The 23563-nt window shown below is 60.7% G+C and carries 19 protein-coding genes; 13 read left to right on the top strand and 6 right to left on the bottom strand.

Features of this window, described 5'->3' with window-relative positions:
* Nucleotides 1-193: 193 nt before the first annotated feature.
* A complete protein-coding gene (locus SO180_RS37705; protein ID WP_027526965.1) occupies nucleotides 194-403 on the bottom strand; it encodes a cold-shock protein in 210 nt (69 codons plus the stop codon).
* Between the two features lie 435 nt (nucleotides 404-838).
* On the opposite strand from SO180_RS37705, the gene guaA reads away from it, so the two are divergent.
* Nucleotides 839-2437 (top strand): glutamine-hydrolyzing GMP synthase, encoded by a 1599-nt coding sequence (gene guaA / locus SO180_RS37710; protein WP_449383864.1) that lies wholly within the window; start codon nucleotides 839-841, stop codon nucleotides 2435-2437.
* Nucleotides 2438-2455: 18 nt separating this feature from the next.
* Nucleotides 2456-3505: a hypothetical protein gene (locus tag SO180_RS37715; RefSeq protein ID WP_449383865.1), complete on the top strand. Its 1050-nt coding sequence runs from the start codon at nucleotides 2456-2458 to the stop codon at nucleotides 3503-3505.
* A 623-nt stretch (nucleotides 3506-4128) separates the two neighbouring features.
* On the opposite strand, the gene SO180_RS37720 is transcribed toward SO180_RS37715, so the two are convergent.
* Nucleotides 4129-4683: a thioredoxin family protein gene (locus SO180_RS37720; protein ID WP_449383866.1), complete on the bottom strand. Its 555-nt coding sequence runs from the start codon at nucleotides 4681-4683 to the stop codon at nucleotides 4129-4131.
* A 269-nt stretch (nucleotides 4684-4952) separates the two neighbouring features.
* A complete protein-coding gene (locus tag SO180_RS37725; protein WP_449383867.1) occupies nucleotides 4953-5795 on the bottom strand; it encodes a DUF1194 domain-containing protein in 843 nt (280 codons plus the stop codon).
* 659 nt (nucleotides 5796-6454) lie between these two features.
* Here SO180_RS37725 and SO180_RS37730 point away from each other — a divergent pair.
* From SO180_RS37730 to SO180_RS37750, 5 genes are all read left to right on the top strand, one after another.
* On the top strand, nucleotides 6455-8056 hold the full coding sequence (locus SO180_RS37730; RefSeq protein ID WP_449383868.1) for an ABC transporter substrate-binding protein: 1602 nt from the start codon (nucleotides 6455-6457) through the stop codon (nucleotides 8054-8056).
* A 78-nt stretch (nucleotides 8057-8134) separates the two neighbouring features.
* Nucleotides 8135-9145, top strand: coding sequence for an ABC transporter permease subunit (locus tag SO180_RS37735; protein ID WP_449383869.1), 1011 nt, complete (start codon nucleotides 8135-8137; stop codon nucleotides 9143-9145).
* Nucleotides 9142-10047 (top strand): ABC transporter permease subunit, encoded by a 906-nt coding sequence (locus SO180_RS37740; protein ID WP_449383870.1) that lies wholly within the window; start codon nucleotides 9142-9144, stop codon nucleotides 10045-10047. The genes SO180_RS37735 and SO180_RS37740 overlap by 4 nt, the downstream gene beginning before the upstream one ends.
* Nucleotides 10048-10075: 28 nt before the next feature.
* Nucleotides 10076-11113, top strand: coding sequence for an ABC transporter ATP-binding protein (locus SO180_RS37745; RefSeq protein ID WP_449383881.1), 1038 nt, complete (start codon nucleotides 10076-10078; stop codon nucleotides 11111-11113).
* On the top strand, nucleotides 11110-12087 hold the full coding sequence (locus SO180_RS37750) for a peptide ABC transporter ATP-binding protein (protein WP_449383871.1): 978 nt from the start codon (nucleotides 11110-11112) through the stop codon (nucleotides 12085-12087). Before SO180_RS37745 ends, SO180_RS37750 begins: the two co-directional genes overlap by 4 nt.
* 199 nt (nucleotides 12088-12286) lie before the next feature.
* Here SO180_RS37750 and SO180_RS37755 read toward each other — a convergent pair whose 3' ends face one another.
* Nucleotides 12287-12721: a hypothetical protein gene (locus tag SO180_RS37755; RefSeq protein WP_449383872.1), complete on the bottom strand. Its 435-nt coding sequence runs from the start codon at nucleotides 12719-12721 to the stop codon at nucleotides 12287-12289.
* 1379 nt (nucleotides 12722-14100) lie between these two features.
* Here SO180_RS37755 and SO180_RS37760 point away from each other — a divergent pair.
* The 3 genes from SO180_RS37760 to SO180_RS37770 all read left to right on the top strand — a co-directional run bounded on the left by SO180_RS37760 (nucleotide 14101) and on the right by SO180_RS37770 (nucleotide 17984).
* Nucleotides 14101-15132, top strand: coding sequence for an amino acid ABC transporter substrate-binding protein (locus tag SO180_RS37760; RefSeq protein ID WP_449383873.1), 1032 nt, complete (start codon nucleotides 14101-14103; stop codon nucleotides 15130-15132).
* Between the two features lie 16 nt (nucleotides 15133-15148).
* Complete coding sequence (locus tag SO180_RS37765; protein WP_449383874.1) at nucleotides 15149-16027, top strand: L,D-transpeptidase; 879 nt, start codon at nucleotides 15149-15151, stop codon at nucleotides 16025-16027.
* A 580-nt stretch (nucleotides 16028-16607) separates the two neighbouring features.
* Nucleotides 16608-17984 carry a CaiB/BaiF CoA transferase family protein gene (locus tag SO180_RS37770; protein WP_449383875.1) on the top strand — a complete coding sequence of 459 codons (1377 nt, stop codon included), beginning with the start codon at nucleotides 16608-16610 and terminating at the stop codon, nucleotides 17982-17984.
* A 34-nt stretch (nucleotides 17985-18018) separates the two neighbouring features.
* Here the strand turns inward: SO180_RS37770 and SO180_RS37775 are convergent, their stop codons facing one another.
* Together SO180_RS37775 and SO180_RS37780 are read right to left on the bottom strand one after the other, a co-directional pair.
* Nucleotides 18019-18618 (bottom strand): ANTAR domain-containing response regulator, encoded by a 600-nt coding sequence (locus SO180_RS37775; RefSeq protein WP_449383876.1) that lies wholly within the window; start codon nucleotides 18616-18618, stop codon nucleotides 18019-18021.
* The gene (locus SO180_RS37780) at nucleotides 18615-19796 is read right to left on the bottom strand and encodes a transporter substrate-binding domain-containing protein (RefSeq protein ID WP_449383877.1); all 1182 of its coding nucleotides are present in this window, start codon (nucleotides 19794-19796) and stop codon (nucleotides 18615-18617) included. The genes SO180_RS37775 and SO180_RS37780 overlap by 4 nt, the downstream gene beginning before the upstream one ends.
* 346 nt (nucleotides 19797-20142) lie before the next feature.
* On the opposite strand from SO180_RS37780, the gene SO180_RS37785 reads away from it, so the two are divergent.
* From SO180_RS37785 to SO180_RS37795, 3 genes are all read left to right on the top strand, one after another.
* Nucleotides 20143-21660 carry an amidase gene (locus SO180_RS37785; protein WP_449383878.1) on the top strand — a complete coding sequence of 506 codons (1518 nt, stop codon included), beginning with the start codon at nucleotides 20143-20145 and terminating at the stop codon, nucleotides 21658-21660.
* Nucleotides 21661-21717: 57 nt separating this feature from the next.
* Nucleotides 21718-22716 carry an acetamidase/formamidase family protein gene (locus tag SO180_RS37790; RefSeq protein WP_449383879.1) on the top strand — a complete coding sequence of 333 codons (999 nt, stop codon included), beginning with the start codon at nucleotides 21718-21720 and terminating at the stop codon, nucleotides 22714-22716.
* A gap of 31 nt (nucleotides 22717-22747) precedes the next feature.
* The coding region (locus SO180_RS37795) for an ABC transporter substrate-binding protein (protein WP_449383880.1) at nucleotides 22748-23563 on the top strand (816 nt) is incomplete at its 3' end.

Below are 23563 nucleotides of genomic sequence, written 5' to 3' on the forward strand. Positions count from 1 at the left end.
GTCCGTATTGAATTGATAGGCCGCGGCGCACTGGATTCCCCGCCTTCGCGGGGAATGACCGCGGAAAGCGGGCGGCGCTGTCCCGTGGCAACAGCAAAAGCCCCGCACACCGAAGCTCGGTGCCGGGGCTTGATCGCTTACGCTCTGCCAGTACGTCCGTGGACAGAGCGCGCTAGTGCGTCGCGCGGGCGGACTAGCCGGCGCGGATGTTGTCGGCCGAAGACTTGCCGCTGCGGCGGTCTGCGACGATGTCGAACGAGACCTTCTGGCCTTCGTTGAGGGTGCTGAGACCCGCGCGCTCGACCGCGCTGATGTGAACGAAAACGTCCTTCGCGCCGTCATCCGGCTGGATGAAACCGAAGCCCTTCTGATTGTTGAACCACTTCACGGTGCCCATAGCCATGGGAATATCCTTTAATTTGGGAAGTACGCACGTGGACCGGTACGCATCAATGCGCCCATGATCCGGATTGGTCGATGTTTTGGAGAAATCATCTGAAGCGTGCGCGCCCGTCAAAAACGAGGCGAAGCGGCCCAGTCGTTCGGCCAAGTATCGATGCTTGAAATATAACGAGATATTCAGGCTACTTCAAGGCGCCGCCCGCGGGTCGGGAATCGTATGACTTTTCTATCTTGCGCTGCATCTTGGGTATACCGTCCTTGTTTGGCTACCGTCCTTGCCGGCACGGCTCAGCGCAGTCGGGTGGGAACGGCGCAAGTGAGTCTTCGCTCACCTGTTGCCGACGCGGCTATTTTCCCCCGAAATCGGCCCAAAAATCCGGCGGGAAAGCCGGTTTCCGGCATTGCGGGGCTGTCCCCGCTCGCGTATTTGCTTGCCATGACAGCAGCACAGAACGACCGCTCCCCGTCGTCGCCCCATGTGGCCTCGGCGCACGACAAGATTCTCATCGTCGACTTCGGCAGCCAGGTGACGCAGCTCATTGCGCGTCGCGTCCGCGAGGACGGCGTGTATTGCGAGATCGTCCCGTTCAACAAGGCCGAACAAGCCTTCAAGGAGATGAAGCCGAAGGCGGTGATTCTCTCCGGCGGACCGGAATCGGTGCACGAAGAGGGCTCGCCGCGCGCCCCGCAACTCATCTTCGCCTCCGGCGTGCCCGTGATGGGCATCTGCTACGGCCAGATGACCATGGCGGCCCAGCTCGGGGGCGAGGTCGAGGGCGGCCATCACCGCGAGTTCGGCCGCGCCGATGTCGAGGTGAAGGCCGAGAGCAGGCTGTTCGAGGACACCTGGAAGCTCGGCGGCAAGCACCAGGTCTGGATGAGCCATGGCGACCGCATCACCAGGATGCCGCCGGGCTTCACGGTGGCCGGCACCTCGCCGAACGCGCCGTTCGCCATCATCCAGGACGAGAAGCGTAAATATTACGGCCTGATGTTCCATCCCGAGGTGGTGCACACGCCCGATGGCGCCAAGCTGATCCGCAACTTCGTGCGCAAGATCGCTGGCCTATCCGGCGACTGGACCATGCGTGCCTTCCGCGAGGAGGCGATCCAGAAGATCCGCAACCAGGTCGGCCAGGGCAGGGTGATCTGCGGCCTCTCCGGCGGCGTCGATTCAGCCGTCGCCGCGGTGCTGATCCACGAGGCGATCGGCGACCAGCTCACCTGCGTGTTCGTCGATCATGGTCTCCTCCGTCTCGACGAGGCCAAGACGGTGGTCGATCTGTTCCGCGGCCACTACAACATCCCGCTCGTGCACGTGGACGCGTCAAAACAGTTCCTCGGCGAGCTCGATGGCGTCACCGATCCGGAAGTGAAGCGCAAGACCATCGGCCGCCTCTTCATCGACGTGTTCGACGCGGAGGCCAAGAAGATCGGCGGCGCCGACTTCCTCGCGCAAGGCACGCTCTACCCCGACGTGATCGAGAGCGTCTCCTTCACCGGCGGCCCCTCGGTGACGATCAAGTCGCACCACAATGTCGGCGGTCTCCCTGCGCGCATGAACATGAAGCTCGTCGAGCCCCTGCGCGAGCTCTTCAAGGACGAGGTGCGCGAGTTAGGGCGCGAGCTCGGCCTGCCCGAAATCTTCGTCGGCCGCCACCCGTTCCCGGGCCCGGGCCTCGCCATCCGCTGCCCCGGCGACATCACGCGCGACAAGCTCGACATCCTGCGCAAGGCCGATGCCGTCTACATCGACCAGATCAGGAAGCACGGCCTCTACGACGAGATCTGGCAGGCCTTTGCCGTGCTGCTCCCGGTGAAGACCGTCGGCGTCATGGGCGACGGCCGCACCTACGACTACGTCGTGGGCCTGCGCGCCGTCACCTCCACCGACGGCATGACCGCGGACTTCTACCGGTTCGACATGAAGTTTCTGGGCGAGACCGCAACGCGCATCATCAACGAGGTGAAGGGCGTGAATAGGGTGGTGTACGACGTGACGAGCAAGCCGCCGGGGACGATTGAGTGGGAGTGAAGTCGATCGGCAACTAGAATGAATCATTGGCGATCCAAATACTCGCACTCTCGGTATTTCACGCCACCCAAGGTGGAGCCGCTGAGCCTCGACCTCGCGCGACTATCTGGCGGAGGATATGCGCCAGCGCAGTTTTGGGGTGAAACGCAAGAGGGCAAGGAAGTGTATATCCGCTATCGGGGCGGAAATTTCTCGGTGACTTTGACCAACGAACCCGGTGTTGCAGATGGGACCCGCCTTCTGGATGTTGGCTTTGGTCCTCCATTGCATGGAGGCATGTCGATCGAGCAGGTTTGCAACTATTTCGGGATCACGATCGACGGAGTGTGCCCGCCACTGCCGGCGCCTGAGGAGATGCAGCGAGAAGGGTGTCGCGACTTAAGCGGTTCGACAACCTTTTACGATGTCTGGCTTGAAAGCCGCCTCGACACGCAAAGGCGCTTGCTCGCAGCCGCTCTAGCGGCATTTCCTGGGTCGACTTTGATACAGCCAATTTGGGATGATCAGTTCAGAACAGTGGGCTATCGCGTTTGTCCAACGGTCGAGAGCCTGACATCGGATTTTTTGCACATGGTCCTTGATGGGCTGACTGCGGAAGCCCTCGGACGGCTGACGCAGGAACCGCTCCGGCTTCGTGAAATCGGCGGCCACTTGATTAGTTTTCATACCAGCGGATTCCATTATCCGATAAGGAAACATCCCAACGGCGATGCTGAGCGCCCGCATGGTGTACTTGGCAGAACCATCTACGAGGCCGGTACAGTTGACGACTGCCTGTACGGCTCTTTCTCTGCCCACTCTGAATTTCCCACTGGAGATGCGAGCCGGCAGGGTCTCTTGCAGAAATTCGATCGGTTGCTGAACGAATTTTTCCCGGCCTGCCAGGTCGATTATTTCGACCTCAAGACAGGTCATAGGGAGCAGGAAGACGCCTTCATTATGCATTTCGATTCAGCTATCGTGAATTGGCTCGATGCAGGAGCCGATCGTTGGTTCAGTATTGTGGACATGGGTGACGCCGGGAATCCGCGATTTGTTGGCTCGCGCCTTGCGCGAATGGCGGGATGACCGACGCCTGACATGACGGCCCGTAGGGTGGACTCGTCAGGTTGTGCTGGCAACGATGCACAGGATGCCGTCGAGTCCTGCTCGACCTGGCGCCCCTCGGCCATTGCAACGATAATGATACCTTTCTGCGGCGTCATTTCTTAATCTTTCCCGCCTAGCCTCCCGCGCCGATCTGCAGCAGTGCCGTTCTCGCCGGGGACGAATTCGCTGGCCAGCCAGTGAAGGATCAGGCTAGCAATGTGCTTGCGCCCTTCATTGTAGAAGCCTCACGACGGTTCGCAGTGCCCGTGCGCTGGATCAGCTCGGTAATCCGTCTGGCGAGCGCCGGCGATATGCGCGCCAAATCGCCGAAAAGGCGCGACAGGAACAACGCCATATTGCCATGCAATGGAAATATTGACGCTAGTAGTCGATAGCCTTGCGCTCGCCGCTTTCGTGTCGGTCCTCATCTTTGCAAAGCAAACACGCGGACGAAGGCACTCGCCCTCGTGACGTTCTCTGCCGGCGAATGCGACCCCGGCAGCAGCCGCGGCGCCCTCGAGATGCCGCTAGTCAAATCGCACATGTGCAGCAAATGCCGCACGCGGCGGTCTCAATGCGAAACCCGTTGACAGGGATCGGCTTCATTTGTCCTTCCATTTGATCGAGCAGCCAATAGACGCCTTTTGGTCAGCCGGCGCCAGACCTGTGGTCGCAATCGCGCGCATGGCCTCGACAAGCTCGCGGGGCGCCCCCGCGCGAGGCGGAGTTGTGCGCCCTTCGTCGAGCCGGCCGCGATACTTGAGCTTGCGGTCGGCATTGTAGCCGAAGAAGTCCGGCGTACAGACCGCCCCATACGCCCGAGCGACTCTCTGGGTCTCGTCGTGGAGATATGGAAACGGGAAATCATGAGCCTTCGCGAAACGCTTCATATTCTCAAATGAGTCTTCGGAATAGCTCGCCGCATCGTTCGAGCAAATCGCCGCAAAGCCAATGCTCTCCGACATCAGCACGCGGGCGTCCGAAACCATGCGGTCGATCACCGCTTTAACATAGGGACAATGGTTGCAGATGAAGACGACTACTGTGCCTTTTGCGCCCGCAACGTCGTCTAGTGCGTAAGTCTTGCCGTCGGTGGCCGGAAGCTGGAACACCGCCGCTGGCGTATCAAAAGCGACTTGGGTAGCTGATGTTGCCATATCGCACCTCCTTATGCCCAATATATGCTCACGACGGCCTGCTGGGGCACAATTTCCAAGACCTGCTCGCCAGCCGCGTCGTTTTGGCCATACGTCAGCCATTTCCGGTCGACCCGGAACACTGCCATTTGGACGAGCGCGGGAGTTCGTCGATGTGGGCCACGAACGGACGTTAGCACCTCCAATGCTCCGGCGCGTGGGGCGGCGACCATGATAAACTGCTGTCTAAAGTCTATCCGTCCGGCGGCTCTGAATGATGGTCTCGACACTCACCGCCGGCCGCGCTCCTGCGATTTTCTTTCGCCGATCAGACAGGGCACCCGAGGCTCTTTCTCAGCGGCTGGGACGATCCCGCTCTCTGGCGCGAGGCCCGCAACTTCGCGAACAAGCTTGGTCCGGATCGCTTCCTGGAATTTTTCGCGATCTTTGATCGTCATGATGAAGGCGCCCGGCCCCCCGATCACGCAGTCCTCGTAATAAAGATCGAGATTCTCGATATCGGTCGTCGAGAGCGATGGCTCTTTCACCATGATCGGGAGGCCGTTGATAATGATGCCTTTCTCCAGGGCAGCGTCACGCGCGCCGGTTACGGGCGCTCCATCGTTGTTCGGCCCATCGCCGGAAATATCGATGACGCGCCGCAACCCGCGATAGGGGCTCTCTTCGAACAGCTGCACCGCGAAATTAATCGCGCCGGAAATCGAGGTACTCGAACCTCGGCGAACCGGGGTTTTCATGATCTCGGCGGCTACTGCATCCGCCGATTCCGGGCCGTCGATCATGCGCCAGGGAACGATGATCTTCTCGTCGCCTGACATCGACCACTCGAAATAGGTCACGGCCACCTTGCTGCCCGGAACGGCCCTCAGTGCCTGAAGGAAGTCTTTCGAGACGATGGCCTGTGCATAGCCCTCGCGCTGAATGGCAAGTTCGTCCATATCCATCGAATAGGAGACGTCGACGGCGATAACGAGCTCGACATTGACGGGCTGTACACTGTGGTTGGCGTCGGCGAATCGAGAGTTCGGGGTCGGCGCGGCAATGCCAGCAACGTCACCTCCGACCATCGCCCCCGCAACAAGCACCGCCCCGACCGAGACACACCAGCGCATTGCGGCCCTCCCGTCGTTTCACGAGCATGGTGACACCCAAAACACGCTCCGAAAAGCGGAAACAGCAATTGTCGTCCTCGTTCGCAGCGGTCGAGGCTTCTCAGGACGATGAGTAGAAGCCCGGAACTGCCTCGTGCTTCCGGATCGCGCCAACCCCAAAGGCTTTGCCTGTCCGGACACCGATGAGCTTTCCTAGATTCCAGTTAGCAAGATGACTGAGCAGGATCTCGACGCCCTCGTTGCCTGGTTGCGCACCATTCCGTCGATCGAATAGAGGTGAAGCTGTTGGCGCAAAGCGGATCGAGGTGGTCTGGTGAGCGGTGCGAGCTATCACCTCACAAGCCAACCACGGTTTTCCTGATCATTGACCGGGATCGGAAGCAAAGGCGCGAATGTGGCGACGACCCTTACTTCCGGAGTGTTTGCGTTGTGATCGGCGTTTTGTACCGCTATCGACTTTTGCCGCCTGGGAAGATCAGTGGAGATTCTGAGGGAGGTTTTACGGACCGGATTCGCGCGTCCCCGCAGCATCGTCTGCTTCGGAGTCCGGTGGCGCATCACCTCGGGACGCATTGACAGCGGCAGTACCCGATAGCAAGCTCGTTCAGCCTTTTGTGCCTGAATCGACCGCGACCAAGAATTCACCTGGAGTTCCAACAGTGGACAGATCAATTCTGCTCGCCGCCGTCTGCGCTTCGGCGCTTGTGTTTGCTTCGGCTGCTTCCGCCAAAACCCTGGTTTTCTGCTCGGAAGGCAGTCCGGAAAACTTCTATCCAGGCGTCAACACCACCGGCACGTCGTTCGACGGCAATGAGCCGATCTACAATCGCATCGTCGAGTTCGAGCGCGGCGGCACTCAAGTGGTGCCGGCCCTCGCGGAAAAATGGACGATCTCGCCGGATGGCACCACCTATACCTTCAACCTGCGCAAGGGCGTGAAGTGGCATTCGACGTCCAGGTCGTTCAAGCCGACGCGCGACTTCAATGCCGACGACGTCATATTTTCGATCGAGCGGCAATGGAAGGAGGACAATCCGTACTTCAAGGTGACGAGTCCGAACCATTCGTATTTCGGCGATATGGGGATGCCGAAATTGTTGAAGTCGGTAGAGAAGGTCGACGACTTCACCATCAAGGTGACGCTCAATCAGCCGGAAGCACCATTTCTCGCCGACCTCGCGATGCCTTTCGCGGCCATCCAGTCGAAGGAATATGCGGATGCAATGCTGAAGGCCGGCACGCCCGAGAAGATCGACCAGGATCCAATCGGCACCGGACCATTCTATCTGGTGCAGTATCAGAAGGACGCCGTGATCCGGTACAAGGCGTTCCCTGGATATTGGGGCGGAAAGGCGAAGATCGACGACCTCGTCTACGCGATCACGCCGGATGCATCCGTTCGCTGGGCTAAGCTCCAGAAGGGCGAATGCGACGTGATGCCTTATCCGAACCCGGCCGACATCGACGCGATCAAAAAGGATCCGAACGCCACGGTGCTGGAACAGCCGGGCCTGAACGTTGGCTATCTGGCCTTCAATACTCAGAAGAAGCCGTTTGACGACGTGCGCGTGCGCAAGGCCATTAGCATGGCGATCGACAAGAAGGCGATCATCGACGCCGTCTATCTGTCGACCGGCATCGCGGCCAAAAATCCCATCCCGCCCTCGATGTGGTCGTATAACGACGACGTCAAGGATGATCCCTATGATCCGGCGGCCGCCAAGAAGCTTCTGGCCGATGCAGGATTTCCCAATGGTTTCGAAACTGATCTGTGGGCCATGCCGGTGCAGCGCCCCTACAATCCGAACGCCAGGCGCATAGCGGAGTTGATGCAGGCCGACCTCGCCAAGATCGGCGTCAAGGCCGAAATCAAGTCCTTTGAATGGGGCGAATACCGCAAGCGGATGCAGGCCGGCGAGCACCAGATGGGTATGCTGGGCTGGACCGGCGACAACGGCGATCCTGACAACTTCCTGCACACACTGCTGGGCTGCGACTCGGCGCAATCGGCATCTGGCTCGAATATCGCCAAGTTCTGCTACAAGCCGTTCGACGATCTGGTCGTGAAGGCCAAGGCCGTCAGCGATCAGGCCGAGCGGGCCAGGTTGTATGCGCAGGCCCAGGTGATCTTCAAGGAACAGGCTCCGTGGTTCACTATCGCGCACGCGGTGCAGTTGAAGCCCGTCAGTAAGAGGGTTGTCGACTTCAAGCTGTCGCCGTTCGGACGCCACAACTTCTATGGCGTCGACGTCAAGGAGTAGAAGACCAGAGCGGGGGGGCCTTCGCCGTTCCACCGCTTTTCTTGCCCTTCTCCTTCCTTCGAGATGACTGAGGACGGCATGCTCCGGTTCGCTCTTACCCGGCTGAGTCTCGTGGTTCCGACCTTCATCGGGATCACGTTGCTTGTGTTCGTGCTGATCCGCTTGATCCCCGGCGACCCCATCGAGACCATGGCGGGCGAACACGGCATCGATCCGGCCCGGCTCGCGCAATTGCGCGCTGACTACGGCTTCGATCGGCCCGTGCTGGTGCAGTACGGCCTCTATCTATCACGGATGGCCCATGGCGACCTCGGCCGCTCGATCGTCACCCATGAGCCGGTGATCTCTGAATTTCGGATGCTGTTTCCGGCTACGATCGAGCTGTCTGTTTGCGCGATCCTGTTTGCATTGTGCCTCGGATTGCCGGCCGGCATCATCGCCGCGGTTCGCCGCAACTCCATCTTCGATCATGGCGTGATGGGGATATCGCTCACCGGGTATTCGATGCCGATTTTCTGGTGGGGATTGCTGTTGATCCTGCTTTTCTCGGTGCAGCTCGGATGGACTCCCGTGTCGGGCCGGATCGCAGTGCAGTACTTTGTCGAACCAGTGACCGGTTTCCTGCTGATCGATACGCTGCTGGACGGCGATTTCGGCGCGTTTCGTTCGGCCTTGTCACATCTCGTGCTGCCGACGATCGTGCTCGGCACCGTGCCGCTCGCCGTGATAGCTCGCATGACGCGGTCCGCCATGCTGGAGGTTCTGGGCGAAGATTACATCCGTACCGCCCGCGCCAAGGGGCTGCCGCGTTTCCGGGTGATCGCGATCCATGCGCTGCGCAATGCACTGATTCCGGTGGTGACGGTAATCGGGCTGCAGGTCGGTGTCCTGTTTACGGGCGCGATCCTCACGGAGACCATCTTCTCATGGCCCGGCGTGGGCAAATGGCTGATCGAGGGTATCAACCGCCGCGACTATCCGGTGTTGCAGGGCGGCACGCTGTTGATCGGCGCGATCGTCATGATCGTCAATCTGCTGGTCGACGTCACCTACGGGCTGATCAATCCCCGCATCCGGTACACGAGATGACCGCTGAAGCGCTCGAAAATCCCGTCGTCGCAGCCGGCGCTCCGCCGCATCCGCTGTTGGAATTCTGGTTCGATTTCAAGACAAATTTCGGCGCCGTGGCGGGTCTCGCCGTGATCGTGGTTCTGATCCTTCTTGCGCTGTTCGCCGATTTCGTTGCGCCGCATTCTCCGATCGTCACCAACAATGCGGCCTTTCTGAAACCTCCGTTCTGGCAGCAGGGTGGATCGATCGCCTATCCGCTCGGCACCGACGCGATCGGCCGCGATATTCTTTCCCGTCTTATTCACGGAGCAAGGCTTTCGCTTCTGATCGGAATCGCGGTGGTGACGCTGTCGGTCGTCGCCGGGACGATCCTTGGGCTGGTCGCGGGTTTTTTTCGCGGCGTCATCGAGATCGCGATCATGCGGCTGATGGACATCACGTTGACGCTGCCAAGCCTCTTGCTCGCGATCGTGATCGTCGCGATCCTTGAGCCCGGCCTGATGAATGCCATGCTTGCGGTCGCGATCGTGCTCCTGCCGCACTATGTGCGGATCGCGCGCGCTGCCGTGATCAGCGAAGTCTCGAAAGATTACATCACCGCGGCCAAAGTCGCTGGCGCCGGACGGCTCCGCTTAATGTTCAAGGAGGTGTTGCCGAACTGCATCGCGCCGCTGATTGTCCAGGCGACGCTCGGCATCTCGACGGCGATCCTGGACGCGGCCGCGCTCGGCTTTCTCGGTCTGGGCGCGCAGCCGCCCTTGCCCGAATGGGGCACCATGCTAGCGGATGCGCGCGAATTTGTGCTGCGGGCCTGGTGGGTCGTCACGCTTCCAGGTCTGGCGATCCTTGTAACCGTGCTGGCCTTCAACCTTCTCGGCGACGGACTGCGTGACGCGCTCGATCCCAAGCTCAAGCGATAGCGCATGATCACTGTTGAAAGACGATCTGATGCCGCTCCTCGAGATTGAAAATCTATCGGTCGCGTTTCCATCGCAAAGTGGGATGGTGCGCGCTGTAGATGGCATCGACATCAAGCTGGAAAGAGGCGAGGTGCTGGGGATCGTCGGAGAATCCGGATCCGGCAAGAGTGTCACCATGTTGGCCGTGATGGGACTGGTACCATACCCGGGGCGCGTCGCGGCCGACAGGCTGCGGTTCGAGGGGCGGGATCTGCTGACCTTGACCGATCGCGAGCGCCGCGCGCTCACCGGCAAGGACGTCGCGATGATCTTCCAGGAGCCGACGACATCGCTCAATCCGTCCTTCACGATAGGCTATCAGCTGGCCGAGACATTACACATCCACGAAGGGATGGATCGCAAGGCCGCGCGGCGGCGCGTGGTCGAACTCCTCGAGCAAGTCGGCATTCCGTCTCCCGAGAAGCGGCTGTCGGCCTATCCGCACCAACTCTCGGGCGGCATGAACCAGCGCGTCATGATCGCGATGGCGATCGCCTGCAATCCGAAGCTCCTGATCGCCGACGAGCCGACGACAGCGCTCGATGTCACCATCCAGGCGCAGATCCTCGATCTTCTGCTGTCCCTGCAACGCGATCGCGGCATGGCGCTGATCCTCATCACGCACAACATGGGCGTAGTCTCGGACACGACCGAGCGCGTCGCCGTGATGTATGCGGGGCAGATCATGGAGCAGCGCCCGACACAAGGCCTGTTCGCGTCGCCGCAGCATCCTTACACGGCCGCTTTGCTGGCGGCGCGCCCGGAGGCGAGCGATGGCGGACGGCTCGCTACCATTCCGGGCGTTGTGCCCGGGGTTTACGATCGGCCGCGGGGGTGCCTGTTCAATCCACGTTGCACCTATGCAACGCCGCTGGCCGACAAGGCGCGTCCCGACCTGCGCCCCTGGATGGACGGCCTGATCCGTTGTCATTATCCGCTCGGCGATCCGACACGGGATGAGCGCATCGCGGCCGATCGGGCCGACGCCGGCGGGGCAGCGATCCTCAAGCGCGAGATCGTGTCATGACAGCGCTTGTCACTGCCACCGATCTCAAGCGCAGTTACGAGATGAAGCAGGGCTGGTTCCGCCCCCGCGCGCATCTGCAGGCCGTGGGCGGAGTATCGTTCGCGCTCGAGGCCGGCAAGACGCTGGCGATCGTCGGCGAGTCCGGTTGCGGCAAGTCGACGCTCGCAAGGCTCGTGACGCTCATCGAGAAGCCGAGCGCCGGCACACTGATGCTCGATGGGGTGGATGCTATCAATCTCTCGGCCAGCGCCGCAAAGACGTTGCGCCGGGCCGTGCAGATCGTGTTTCAAAACCCCTATGGGTCGCTCAACCCGCGTAAGCGCGTCGGCGCGATCTTGGAAGAGCCGCTGATCATCAACACCAGGCTTTCGAAGCAGGAGCGGCGGGCGCAGGCGCTCGACATGATGGCGAGGGTAGGGCTGCGGCCGGAGCAATACGGCCGCTATCCGCACATGTTCTCGGGCGGCCAGCGCCAGCGCATCGCGATCGCGCGCGCCTTGATGTTGCGGCCGAAGTTGCTGGTTGCGGACGAGCCGGTCTCCGCGCTCGACATGTCGGTGCAGGCGCAGGTCATTAACCTCCTGGTCGATCTCCAGCGCGAACTAGGGCTGGCCTATCTTTTCATCTCGCACGATCTCGGCGTGGTGCGTCACATCGCAGATGACGTGATGATCATGTATCTGGGAATCGCAGTCGAGCACGGAGCGAAAGAGCGCATCTTTGCGCGGCCGCTGCACCCCTATGCTCAGGCCTTGCTCGACGCGACGCCGGGCCTTGGCCGCAAACGCCAGCGTGTCGTGCCGAAGGGCGAGGTGCCTTCGCCGCTCGAACCACCAAAGGGCTGCGTCTTCTCGACCCGCTGTCCCCATGCGACCGACCTCTGCCGCTCGCAGCGTCCACCCTTGCGCCCGCTTGACGGCCGCCTCGTCGCCTGCCATTACGCCGAGCGCTTCCTGGAAGCTCACGCGGCTTAACGATCGGTCCGCAAAGGCATCTCACCAAACGGTGGTCGGTATTAGATTCGTTGCACGAAATACCTAGACTCGTAGGTGCTGCCGACTCTGACTGGAAGCGATGCGGGCCAAGCTTGAGCAGCCTCGGTCTTCTCCGCCTAAGTTGCAACACCGGTGCGCCAAAGCGGCGGTCCGGGAACTTTCGTGCCCGCGGGTGGTGTTACTGCGCCAGCAAACTGAATACGACAATAAGTGCCACCAGGCTCGCGAAAACCAGCAGCGTCAGGAAGGACTTTCGGGTCATCGGCCTCGTCGAGTGACGCGCAGCCGATAGGCCAGGCCGCTGTTTAGTCGGTCTCTGGGACCCCACGACTTTGCCCTCTGTCGTTGGCGTCCGAGCCTTTGGTTCGGGCGCCGTACCTACGCCTCCCATTGCGCTGTAATATGCGCTGTAGACCTCGCGAATAGCCAGCGCCGTGGACTCGGCCTCGCTCATCGTCTCGAGTCGGGTTCGATAGCTGGTCAGAAAGCTCTGGGCATTTGACGGCAGGTCATCGAAACCACCGAGCTTGGCCATCATGAGCCAAGTGGCGAAATCCGCCTCAGCCTTGGTTCGGGCTTTCTTGGCGATACTGGCGTTGGAGCTGGAGGACATGGTGGTCCGGTTGGTTCGCCCACCCAAGTTCGCCGGCGTTCATGGCTATCGTTGGACGGTTCGATTAGCTATTTCGGCTGACGGCAGGCGTCGCGCCCGGCGCACTGGCGCGCGAGGATTTGCCCTTGCCGCCGAAGGCCTCAAGCCAGCGCTGGACCAAATTAACGGGCGTGCCGGCCGGCCGATCTGCTCCTTTGTAAGATGTGTATCTTGAGCGGTCCAAAAAAGAGCTCGCTCCCAAACCCGGCATTAAACGGCTCGTGTCTGCAGCAAGGATGAGGCCGAACTGGGATGTCGTCCGCCTTCGATGCCGCTATCGGGGGCAACCCAGACGCAGCGTGGACATACCCAAGACGACGCAGATGCTTCTTGGCCAGCGCGGAGGCAAGGCGTTCGACGAGGATTTATGAGTCGCTGAATCAGATTTCGCAGTCGGCTGAATTCAAAGCCTTGCGCAAGCCACCAAACGCGTTGAGCCGACAGGGCTCGGTATCGCTGGCGGCCTTTGAACGCTGCAAAATGGCAGTTCGCCTGACAGCGGTTGCCCTTGGCTTCGACTTGGGTCGTGCAGCGGTTGCGACCTTCTTCGATTCTGGATTGTGCCGCCGACGGGCGACCGGCCTCGGAGGCTCCGAAGAACGGATACCGAGGTCATTCGGCGGGGCAATGCGTTCATCGACCAAAGCAGCCTGTGCTGGCACCTCGGCGTTCACAGCGGCAACTTCAAGGCGATCAGCTTTTGCCAACGCACTATGGGAATCGGAAATGTCTATGGCTGGCATAGCAATGGGCTGGACGACCGCTACTGCGCTCCGCGGTGGAGTTCTGAGCTCCATTGCTGACAGTACTCCTACACCCAGCAGGATAAGGAGGCCCAACGACGCCATTCTCAGCATGATGCGCCTCTAACCTGAGTTAGTGCCGGTGAAAAGTCTCCGTACCAATGAGGCAACTTGTCGGCGGCTGCCGACCCACGTACGGACTATTTGCCGACAGGGTTAACGTCGGCGGTGCTCCCAACGCGTACGGAGACCGCGGCTGCCATGTCGGTTTCCGGGAGTAGTCGGGACGTGGTTCGGGTCTTGGCAGAAGCTCCGTAGTGCCCCGAAGCCGCATGGCTGCTTTCGGTCCCGTTAGCGAGGCAGGAACCTCGTCCATAATGGTTTGATAGCGGGAGGAATAGGTAGGTGGGGACTCGGCCTATCAGGGACGTCCGATCGCGCGATGGACGGACGGTGATCGTCGTTTGCGCCGTCTTTGATCTAGATCAAGACTTGCGTTCGTTCGCGGCAAAGACTGAGCGATGACCCTCAGAGATCCGTCCGCGTCACTAGTATAAAGCGTCCGATACTCGCGCCCTACCAGATCGCAAAACCGGAATGCCGAAATTCACAAGCCGATCCGTCGTCCTGGCCGCGGCAATCATCGCCGTACTGAATACAAACACCCCGCCCGGGAACGCTCAGACGTTGAAGGCCATCCAAGAGCGCGGCACGCTCAATTGCGGCGTCGGGCAGGGATTGCTGGGCTTTTCGAGCCAGGACGACCAGAACAATTGGACTGGCCTGGATGTCGATATCTGCCGGGCAATCGCAGCTTCAGTCATTGGCGACCCGGCCAAGGTAACGTTCACGCCACTCGACGCTGCGACCCGCTTCCCTGCGCTGCAGTCGGGCAAGATCGACGTGCTGTCGCGCAATTCGACCTGGACGATGTCGCGCGAAACGTCGCTCGGTCTGATGTTCGCTGGCGTTGCCTACTACGACGGACAGGGCTTTCTGGTGCGTCGGGAGAGCGGTGTCGATACAGCCCTTCAGCTTAGCGGTAAGACGGTTTGCACGCAGACCGGCACAACGAGCGAACTCAACCTCGTGGACTATTTCCGTGCCAACGATATGTCGCTCAAAACCCTGGCTGTTGGTACTGCGGAAGAAAGTCGGAAAGCTTACGAAGACCGCAAATGCGACGTGCTGACTAGCGACGTTTCGCAGCTGTATGCCGAGCGGCTCAAGCTCGCGACACCCGACAGCCACGTTATCCTACCGGAAGTAATTTCGAAGGAGCCGCTGGGACCGGCCGTGCGGCAGGGTGACGACCAGTGGTTCAACTTGGTCAAGTGGACGCTTTATGCGTTGATCAACGCCGAGGAACTCGGCGTCAAGTCGGCAAATATCGACGACGCGTTGAAATCTTCTGATCCTAATGTCCGACGCCTAGTCGGAATTGAGGGTGAATTTGGCCAGCAACTAGGCCTTTCGAACGACTGGGCCGTGCGCGCCCTTCGCGCGACAGGCAACTACGGAGAAATTTATGAGAGAAACGTTGGGACTCAGTCCCCGCTCAGCATCCCGCGCGGGCTGAATGCACTTTGGACGAAGGGCGGCATCCAGTACGCGCCTCCGGTTAGATAGTTTCAGAGGCTACCCCATGGACGTGGACTATTACTCGTTGCTGACCAAGGCGGTGGAAGGCAAGGATGCTGCGGCGCGCGACGAGATCTACAGGGATGCCTACGGCCTCATTAGGAAATCGCGGCTGACGCGCGAGGCTGCTGCATCGCACGCGGCTGCACTTGAGGACGCCATCCGGCGGATTGAGGACCAGTTCGTCGCCGACGGAGCGAAGTCTGCGGCTGAAATCAACGAGGTGTTATCGACGAACAGAAGCTGGAAGCCGATAGCCTACGGCACCGCCGCTCTCGTCGTCGTCATCGCCGCGGCAGCCTTGTTGTATGGATATGTCCCAAGCAAGGTCCCTGGCGTGGCCAGAACCGGAGTGACGGCATCATCGAAGGTGGCGCGCGTGGGCGACGACGTCGTCGTGACCGACCTGAAGCCCGGCGTCGATGGCGGCTCGACGGGCGAAGGTCTTCCGTTTGCTCTTCAGCGGCAAGTGGTCTTCTATCGAACCACTGTCGTTCCAGGTTCGATCGTGATCGACCGCGAAAACCGCTTCCTTTATCTGATCGATTCGAACAACTCGGCGCGCCGCTACGGCATCGGAGTCGCGCAGGAATGTCTCAGGGGAGGCAGTTTCTTCCATATCATCCACAAGATGGAATGGCCTGACTGGAGGACTTCAGGCGCGAGCACAGACGCGCCGCTTGCGTCGGCCGGCCAACCCGGCAGTCCGCTGGGGGCACGTGCCCTGTTGCTCGACAAACCTGGCCTGCTCATCCACGGCACGAATTCGCCGAAAACCATTGGCCATCTCGTCGCTTCCGGATGCATCCGGCTGGTTAACGACGATGTCGAGGACCTATACAGACGCGTTTCTCTGGAGACGCGAGTAGTGTTCGTCAGCTAGACTTGAGAATTTCGGAAGCTCCGCGAATTCCCTCCCGCTAGGCTTTCATCCTTTTGATCGCTGGCACATTGGTTGGCACAGGAACAGGCCTGGCAAAGCGATGGTCTGCTTTCAAGGTCTGAGCAGACTGCCATCGATAACATATCTCGCTTCCGTTTCCTGATCCTTTGAATTCAGTTGAGACACACGCGCAGCAGGTGGCAGAGAGCTTTTTGGCTTGCCTAGACGCATTCTGACCGCCAATTTGTAGGCGCATCTTCTTGGCGCGAGTTGCCAAGGGAGTATGAATGTCATCAAGATTGCCATATCGGCGCGCAACGCCCGTCGTGTCCTTCACTGTCGCGCAAGCGGCGGAGGCGCCGGACACTTAAAACTGCGATCAATAATGTTGCGTCTAAAACCGCAATCAATAATGTTGCGTCGAAGGAGCCGCATTCGGGACGCCGTCGACTGACGGGTTACGTCCGAAAAATTTCACTGATTCTTCAGCGTGCGAAGATTGATCACGTGCTTTCCCTGTCTCTGCCCAGAATCGCTTTGAACCCAAGTTTGACCAGTGCATTCACCAACGGGGGTGTGCATGCCTCACGATCCAAGGATTATCCGCGACGAGAGTAAGATCGAGCAACTTCGGGGTTCTATCCCGACTTGGATCAAGCGCCTGGAGCGACCGAAGACGCCGTGCATCGCGCCAGCGTTCGGGCCGTTGGAGGGCATCCGCGCGGTCGGCACTGGGCAGTTGATCGCTCAACCCTATATTGGCACCAAGCTCGCGGAGTTCGGCGCTGAAGTTATCCACATCGAGAAGCCGGGAGGCGACGTGTTTCGCTTTACCGCGCCGCAATTGCAGCGGGGGCCGCGCCCCCACGGCGGTGACGAGGCCGAAGTCACGAAGAACAAATTGTCGCTAGGGCTCGACTTCAAAAAGGCGCGCGGCATAGAGCTCTTAATGGCGCTATGGAAGATTTCCGACGTATGGATGGAATCCTCGGCACCTGGCACATGCGAACGCAACAGTATCACCAACGAGTTGGCGCTCGCGGTAAACCCGAGCCTCGTGATCGTGCGGGTCAGCACCTATGGTCAGTACGGAAAGCAAGACTATCTCGGGCGACCGGGTTATGACGCGATTGCGCAAGCCTATGGCGGCATGATGAACTTGACGGGTGACCCCGCCGGTCCGCCGCAGCGTGCGAAGTCCTATACCGGCGACTATGTGACCGCGCTCACCGGCTGGGCGGCGACGATGATGGCGCTCTGGGAGGTCAAGAAAACCGGGCGAGGTCAAGTCATCGATCTCGCGCAGTATGAAGCGGTGGCGCAGACCAACGGCAACACGCTGCCGATTTTTACCGGTGAGGGTACGGTCTACGGGCATACTGGCAACCGGCCGGCGGGTTTTCAACCCTACGACACTTTCAAATGCAGCGACGGCTGGGTCTTTATCGGGGCGCTCGGCGGTGCGATCTACAAGCGCGTGCCCAAATTCCTCGGTCTTGACCCGGTCGAATACAGCTACGACGAATGCTCGAAGGATGCTGCGGCGGTGAACTCCGAGAAGGGGCGCGAGGTCGACCGACGGCTGCGCGACTATTGTGCCGCACACACGGCGCTTGAGGTGGAGACCGCGCTGAACGCAGCCCAGATAGGTTGCGCTCGCGTGTTCAACGTACGCGACCAATACAGCGACGAGCACTACGCGGCTCGCGATATGACTGTGCCGGTGCTCGACCGGCAGTCGGGCGTGCCGATCCGAGTCTTCGGCGTCGTACCGAAGATGTCGCTGACACCAGGGCGTATTTGGCGCGGCGCGCCGTCGATCGGCGACGATACGACCGATATTCTGTCGATTATGCTGGGCCTATCGCACGCGGAGATCGATGGATTGTATGCCGACGGGGTAGTGCACCGCACAGATCCATTCACTGAGCCGCAGGTTGCTCCGGCCAATCCGTAGCAACGTGAAGCCTTGGGCGAAGCCTGGTGCCATTCTATGCCGTTCGCGTAGTCCGGTTCGGCATTCCTCCAGCCGCGAGGATCTCCGCGCTCAAGACCTCGATCGTCGTGCGATGTCGCATTGCCGTCTGCCGAATGAGCGCGAACGCCTCCGTCTCGGACATGTCGTGACCGCGCATGACCTGCAGAACGGCAGCGAACACAACCCGCCGGGACCTGATGCGATCCTCCAGCTTTTCGATGTGCGCGACTTGCTCCAGTCTTCGCTGCGCTGAATCGAACGCGATTACCAGGGCGGTGTAAAGCCCGGCAGAGCGGAGCGGCTTGACGAGAAAAGAGGCTGGTCGCAGATCGAGCAGCCACTTCAATCGACTGGGCGTTTCCGTTCCGATCAGCGCTATGATCGGGACGCTGCCCTTCCACAGGGTGGCGTGGTCAGACTTGATGGGAATGCTGTCTGCATCCAACAGGATGACGTCGAAAGGCTGGATTGGCGGCGGCTCGGCCGGATCATGCTCGGAAATGGTCATGCCGAGGCGGCTGAGCTGGCGACGCACGATCGGGATTTCGCGCTCATCTTTCATCACCATGAGAGCGCGACGGCCGCGGACGGAAAAGGGGGATGGTCTGGTCATTTCACGATACGCAAATGGTTCGAACGCTTGGCTATCGCATCATTGCTCTTTCCCGACCTCCTGCCGAACGCGCTCAGGTCCAGGTTAGAAAGATACGGATCCGGACGTTCAGGCGCATCGGCTTCCCAGAAGATACTGAACTGACATCCAGGCATTGAGCGTGCCAGCCTTGGCGTGAGAAAGCAGTGATTGTTGTCGGGATCCACCCAAACCGGACCCTGCGGGGAATCGTAGCGATGATTTGCCGCGGCGCGCCGCACGGCGCCGACCTCCGCCGAACCCGCGCGGCGGATGGCGCGGGCAAGCAGCATGACGCAGACATAAGTGGACTGTCCATCGACCGAGAGGCTGCTGTCTTCGCCATGACGAGCCTTCCATCGCGCCACAAAGCTGCAATTTTCGGCGCCCTCGATGCTCTCGAAATATGCTGATGAGGTAATGCACCCGACCGAGGCCGCTGATCCGATCAGCTTGAGTTCGGGCTCGCACAGGCTGCAGCTCAGCATCGGGATCGAGAGGCCGGCACGCGTCGCCGCCGCATGGAGGACACGCATGAACGCGTAGCTGGATTCACCGACCAGCGTATTGAACACGACGGGCGGTCTTCGGTCGATGATCTCCGTGACGATGTGGTCCACTGCGATCTCGCCGAGTTCGAGCAGGCGTTCGGCAAGGATGCGGCCGCCGGCGCTGGTCACGATTTCGCGGATGACGCGGTTCATTTCCCAGGTCCAGATATAGTTCGACCCGATGCAGAATACGTCGGCGGAGATGTGGTCGAGCATGTGGCGCACCAGCGGCACGACATGCTGGTTGGGCGCGGCGCCGACATAGATGACGTTGTCGCTGCTTTCGAATCCTTCGTAGCGGGCCGGATGCCAGAGCAGCCGCTCGGTCCGTTCGACGATCGGAATTACCTGCTTGCGTGAGGCCGATGTGTAACAACCGACGATATGCCCGACATGCTCCTCATGAATGAGATCGGCGCACGCAGTGTGATACTCGGCGACGACTCCGCAGGGATCGCGGAGGTGCGGCGTGAACGTGAAATCGAAGGCGTCGCTCTGGTTGATCTCGTCGACCGCCATCATTGCGCTTTTGCGCATTTCGCCCGCCATCATGGCATAGGGTCCCGACTGGGAGAATACGAGGCCGAGAGGGATGGACGGCTTGCTCATGGAGAAACCAGGGCGCTGTTCGGCAACAATCTCGTCGCAAGAAACTAGGCCTTGCTTCCTTGCATCGTCAATCAGCACTGCACGCCATTGATGCGACCAGCATAAAAAACGTGCTGGCCTCGCATTGACAAGGCCAGCGGCGCTAAGACACAATGACTGCTACGTGAATGCGTGCATTGCGAAAGAGTTCTCGCGCAGCCGATGACGTCTGAGTGACGACTCCAAGTTTCGATCTGCACCGTAACCTACGCGACCATTGATAGCATCGGCACTGTTGCCATTCGAGGCCCTTCTCGGGCCGCGGGTGGCTTTTTTCATTTTGTCTCCCCGACCCGAAGGGTGGAGTATGGCCGTTCGCCTTCCGACGCTGGAGCAGATCGAGGATCTCGGCGCCGACTTTGGCCTCGTCCTCACCACTGACGAGATCACTGCATTTCAGCAGGCTTTCAAGGGACCGTTGGCTTCCTATGGCCGGCTGGACGAGCTGGTGCCTCCGGCGCTGGCGCCGATTGCGCCGCGCTCGCCGGGCTATCGGCCTGCGGCGTCTGAAAATCCTTACGGCGCCTGGTATTGGAAGACGAACATCCGTACCGGCGCAGAGGGGTTGTTGAGCGGCAAAAAGATCGCGATCAAGGACAATATCTGCGTCGCCGGCGTGCCGATGATGAACGGCTCGGCGTTGCTCGAAGGCTATGTTCCCGAACTCGACGCCACGGTCGTGACGCGGATTCTCGACGCCGGTGGCACGATCGCCGGCAAGGCTGCGTGCGAGGATCTCTGCTTTTCAGGCGCGAGCCATACCTGCGCCGGCGGCGTGATCCGTAACCCGCACAATCCTGCGCACAGCGCCGGCGGCTCCTCTGGCGGCAGTGCCGCGCTGGTGGCATCGGGTGAGGTGCCGATGGCGCTCGGCGGCGACCAGGGCGGTTCGATCAGGACGCCGTCAAGCTGGTGCGGCGTTTACGGTCTGAAGCCGACCTGGGGCCTGGTGCCGACCACCGGCTCGATGCCGATCAGCTACTCGGTGGATCATTGCGGCCCGATGTGCGCTTCGGTCGAAGACGTCGCTCGCCTGCTGACGGTCATCGCCGGTCATGACGGCTGGGATACACGGACCATTGCCGCGCGCACCGGCGACTATATGGCGGCGCTCGGCAATCCCGCGAGGGGGCTGCGCATCGGCGTCCTGCGCGAGGGGTTTGGCCATTCCGAGAGCGATCCGGCGGTCAACGAGAAGGTGCGACAAACCATTGCGGCGCTAGGCAAAGCCGGCATCGCAAGCGAAGAAGTCTCCGTGCCCTGGCATCTCGATGGACCGCATGTCTGGAGCGGCGTCATTCTGGAAGGCGCCGCCGAGATGATGCTGAAGGGTTACGGCGTCGGCAACAACGTCCAGGGCTATTATCCGGTCTCGATGCAGGAGGCGCTTGCGCGCGGCATGGGAACACGGATCAATGACGTGTCGCCGACGGTGAAGCTGGTGCTGATGCTCGGCGAATATATGCACCGCCACTATCACGGGCGCTATCATTCCAAGGCGCAAAATCTCCGGCCTTTGCTGCATCGGGCCTACGATGACGCGCTGCAAAAATTCGACGCCCTGGCGATGCCGACGATTCCATTTACTGCGACGCCGATCCCGCCGCCCGATGCGCCGCTCAACACCGTGATCGACGTCGCCCTCAACATGCAGGCCAACACCTGCTCGTTCGACGTTTCCGGACATCCTGCCTTCACCGTGCCATGCGGCCGCGTCAATGGTTTGCCGGTCGGCCTGATGCTGGTCGGGCGCCACTTCGAGGAAGCGACGCTGATACGGCTGGCGCGGGCGATCGAAGCCGCCGGAGAGTGGAAATTAAACTGAACCAGGCAAATCCGGCGTTGGCGTGCTTGCATGCCGATTGCCTCCGAGGATTGCGCAATGATCGACGAAACCTGGCTGGAGACCTCCATCATGGCAAAGCGCGGCCTCGCCAAGGGCCGGGCGGGACGACGCCACGAGCTCACGATCGAAAAGCAGGGGCCTTTCCATTACGTTTACGGTCCTTACGCAAAGCCGGCGCTGACGATCGATCCCGGCGATGTCGTCGCCGTCGAGACCGAAGATGCCTTTGGCGGCGTCATCACCAGCGAGAAGGACAGTCCGACCGCAAAGCTGCGGTTTCCCTTCCTCAATCCTCAATGCGGCCCGATTGCCGTCAACGGCATCGGGAAGGGCGATTGCCTGGCCGTGCATATTCATGCGGTGGAGACCCGCGGCGCGCAGCCGGCCGGCAAGACCTGCATCATTCCGGAATTTGGCGGCCTTGTCGGAACTGCCTCAACCGCATTGCTCAATCCGCCCTTGCCGGAGCGGGTAAGGGTCATGCACGTCGACAAGGACGGCGTGCGCTGGAGCGACAAGATCACGCTGCCCTATCAACCGTTCATCGGCACCATCGGGATATCGCCCGAGATCGAGGCAATCTCGTCGCTGCAGCCGGACTATCACGGCGGCAATATGGACCTGCCCGATGTCGCTCCGGGCGTTATCCTGTACTTCCCGGTGCATGTCAAAGGTGGTCTTCTCTATGTCGGCGATTGCCACGCCACCCAGGGAGACGGCGAATTGTCGGGCGTCGCGATCGAGCAGCGCGCCACCGTCACGATGCAGATCGACGTCATCAAGGACTGGAGCTTTGCGTGGCCGCGGCTCGAGACCCGGGAGTTCCTCATGACCATCGGCAGCGCCCGACCGCTCGAGGATGCGGCGCGCATCGCCTATCGCGAGTTGGTTCGCTGGATGAGCGCCGACTACGGCTTCGACGAGATCGACGCCTACATGCTGCTCAGCCAGGCCGGACGCATCCGGCTCGGCAACATGGTCGACCCGAAATACACGATGGGGGCCTCAATTCTGAAAAGATACCTGACTTCATGAAACAGCGGCAACCGCGAGGAGGACTAGGGCTATGAGGTTCAATCGCAGAACGTTCTTGCAGGGTACGGCGGCCACCGCTGCCGCCGGGATGTTTTCCTCCAGCGCTTGGGCGGAAGATCCGATCAACGTCGCCAGCATTCACGATCTCTCCGGCGGCCTCGACATCTACGGCAAGCCGATGGTCGACGCGATGACTCTTGCCATCGAGGAGGCCAACGCAACGGGTGGTCTCTTGAGCCGGCCGCTCAAGCTGATCAACTACGACACCCAGTCGAACATGCCGCTCTACACGCAGTTCGCGCAGCAGGCGGCCCTGAAGGACAAGGTCGCGGTCGTCCATGGCGGCATCACCTCGGCCTCGCGCGAGGTGATCCGGCCCGTGCTCGACAAGTTCAAGACGCTCTATTTCTACAACACCCAGTACGAAGGTGGCGTCTGCGATCGCAATCAATTCGATACCGGCGTGACCCCGGCGCAGACGGTGGAAAAGCTGGTGCCCTATGCCATGAAGAAATGGGGCAAGAAGGTTTACGTGATCGCGGCGGACTACAATTACGGCCAGATCACCTCGCAATGGGTGAAGAAATACGTTACCGAGAACGGCGGCGAGGTCCCCGCGATCGACTTCTTCCCGCTCGACGTCACCAATTTCGGCCCGACCATCTCCAAGATCCAGGCAGCGAAGCCGGATTTCGTCTGGTCGGCGCTGGTCGGCGGCGCGCACATCTCGTTCTATCGTCAGTGGGCGGCTGCCGGCATGCGCAAGAGCATTCCAATGGCGTCGACCACTTTTGCGGTCGGGAATGAACACATCGTGCTGTCGCCCGATGAATGCAATGGCATGCTG

Source organism: Bradyrhizobium sp. UFLA05-112, assembly GCF_053572325.1.

What these genes read in the sequence shown, in the direction of transcription:
- SO180_RS37725 (WP_449383867.1), bottom strand. Translation starts at nt 5,795, where the DNA reads ATGCGCTGGTGTGTCTCGGTCGGGGCGGTGCTTGTTGCGGGGGCGATG.
- SO180_RS37770 (WP_449383875.1), top strand. Translation starts at nt 16,608, where the DNA reads ATGCCTCACGATCCAAGGATTATCCGCGACGAGAGTAAGATCGAGCAA.
- guaA (WP_449383864.1), top strand. Translation starts at nt 839, where the DNA reads ATGACAGCAGCACAGAACGACCGCTCCCCGTCGTCGCCCCATGTGGCC.
- SO180_RS37775 (WP_449383876.1), bottom strand. Translation starts at nt 18,618, where the DNA reads ATGACCAGACCATCCCCCTTTTCCGTCCGCGGCCGTCGCGCTCTCATG.
- SO180_RS37740 (WP_449383870.1), top strand. Translation starts at nt 9,142, where the DNA reads ATGACCGCTGAAGCGCTCGAAAATCCCGTCGTCGCAGCCGGCGCTCCG.
- SO180_RS37750 (WP_449383871.1), top strand. Translation starts at nt 11,110, where the DNA reads ATGACAGCGCTTGTCACTGCCACCGATCTCAAGCGCAGTTACGAGATG.
- SO180_RS37735 (WP_449383869.1), top strand. Translation starts at nt 8,135, where the DNA reads ATGCTCCGGTTCGCTCTTACCCGGCTGAGTCTCGTGGTTCCGACCTTC.
- SO180_RS37705 (WP_027526965.1), bottom strand. Translation starts at nt 403, where the DNA reads ATGGCTATGGGCACCGTGAAGTGGTTCAACAATCAGAAGGGCTTCGGT.
- SO180_RS37765 (WP_449383874.1), top strand. Translation starts at nt 15,149, where the DNA reads ATGGACGTGGACTATTACTCGTTGCTGACCAAGGCGGTGGAAGGCAAG.
- SO180_RS37720 (WP_449383866.1), bottom strand. Translation starts at nt 4,683, where the DNA reads ATGGCAACATCAGCTACCCAAGTCGCTTTTGATACGCCAGCGGCGGTG.
- SO180_RS37715 (WP_449383865.1), top strand. Translation starts at nt 2,456, where the DNA reads ATGAATCATTGGCGATCCAAATACTCGCACTCTCGGTATTTCACGCCA.
- SO180_RS37790 (WP_449383879.1), top strand. Translation starts at nt 21,718, where the DNA reads ATGATCGACGAAACCTGGCTGGAGACCTCCATCATGGCAAAGCGCGGC.
- SO180_RS37780 (WP_449383877.1), bottom strand. Translation starts at nt 19,796, where the DNA reads ATGAGCAAGCCGTCCATCCCTCTCGGCCTCGTATTCTCCCAGTCGGGA.
- SO180_RS37745 (WP_449383881.1), top strand. Translation starts at nt 10,076, where the DNA reads ATGCCGCTCCTCGAGATTGAAAATCTATCGGTCGCGTTTCCATCGCAA.
- SO180_RS37785 (WP_449383878.1), top strand. Translation starts at nt 20,143, where the DNA reads ATGGCCGTTCGCCTTCCGACGCTGGAGCAGATCGAGGATCTCGGCGCC.
- SO180_RS37755 (WP_449383872.1), bottom strand. Translation starts at nt 12,721, where the DNA reads ATGTCCTCCAGCTCCAACGCCAGTATCGCCAAGAAAGCCCGAACCAAG.
- SO180_RS37760 (WP_449383873.1), top strand. Translation starts at nt 14,101, where the DNA reads ATGCCGAAATTCACAAGCCGATCCGTCGTCCTGGCCGCGGCAATCATC.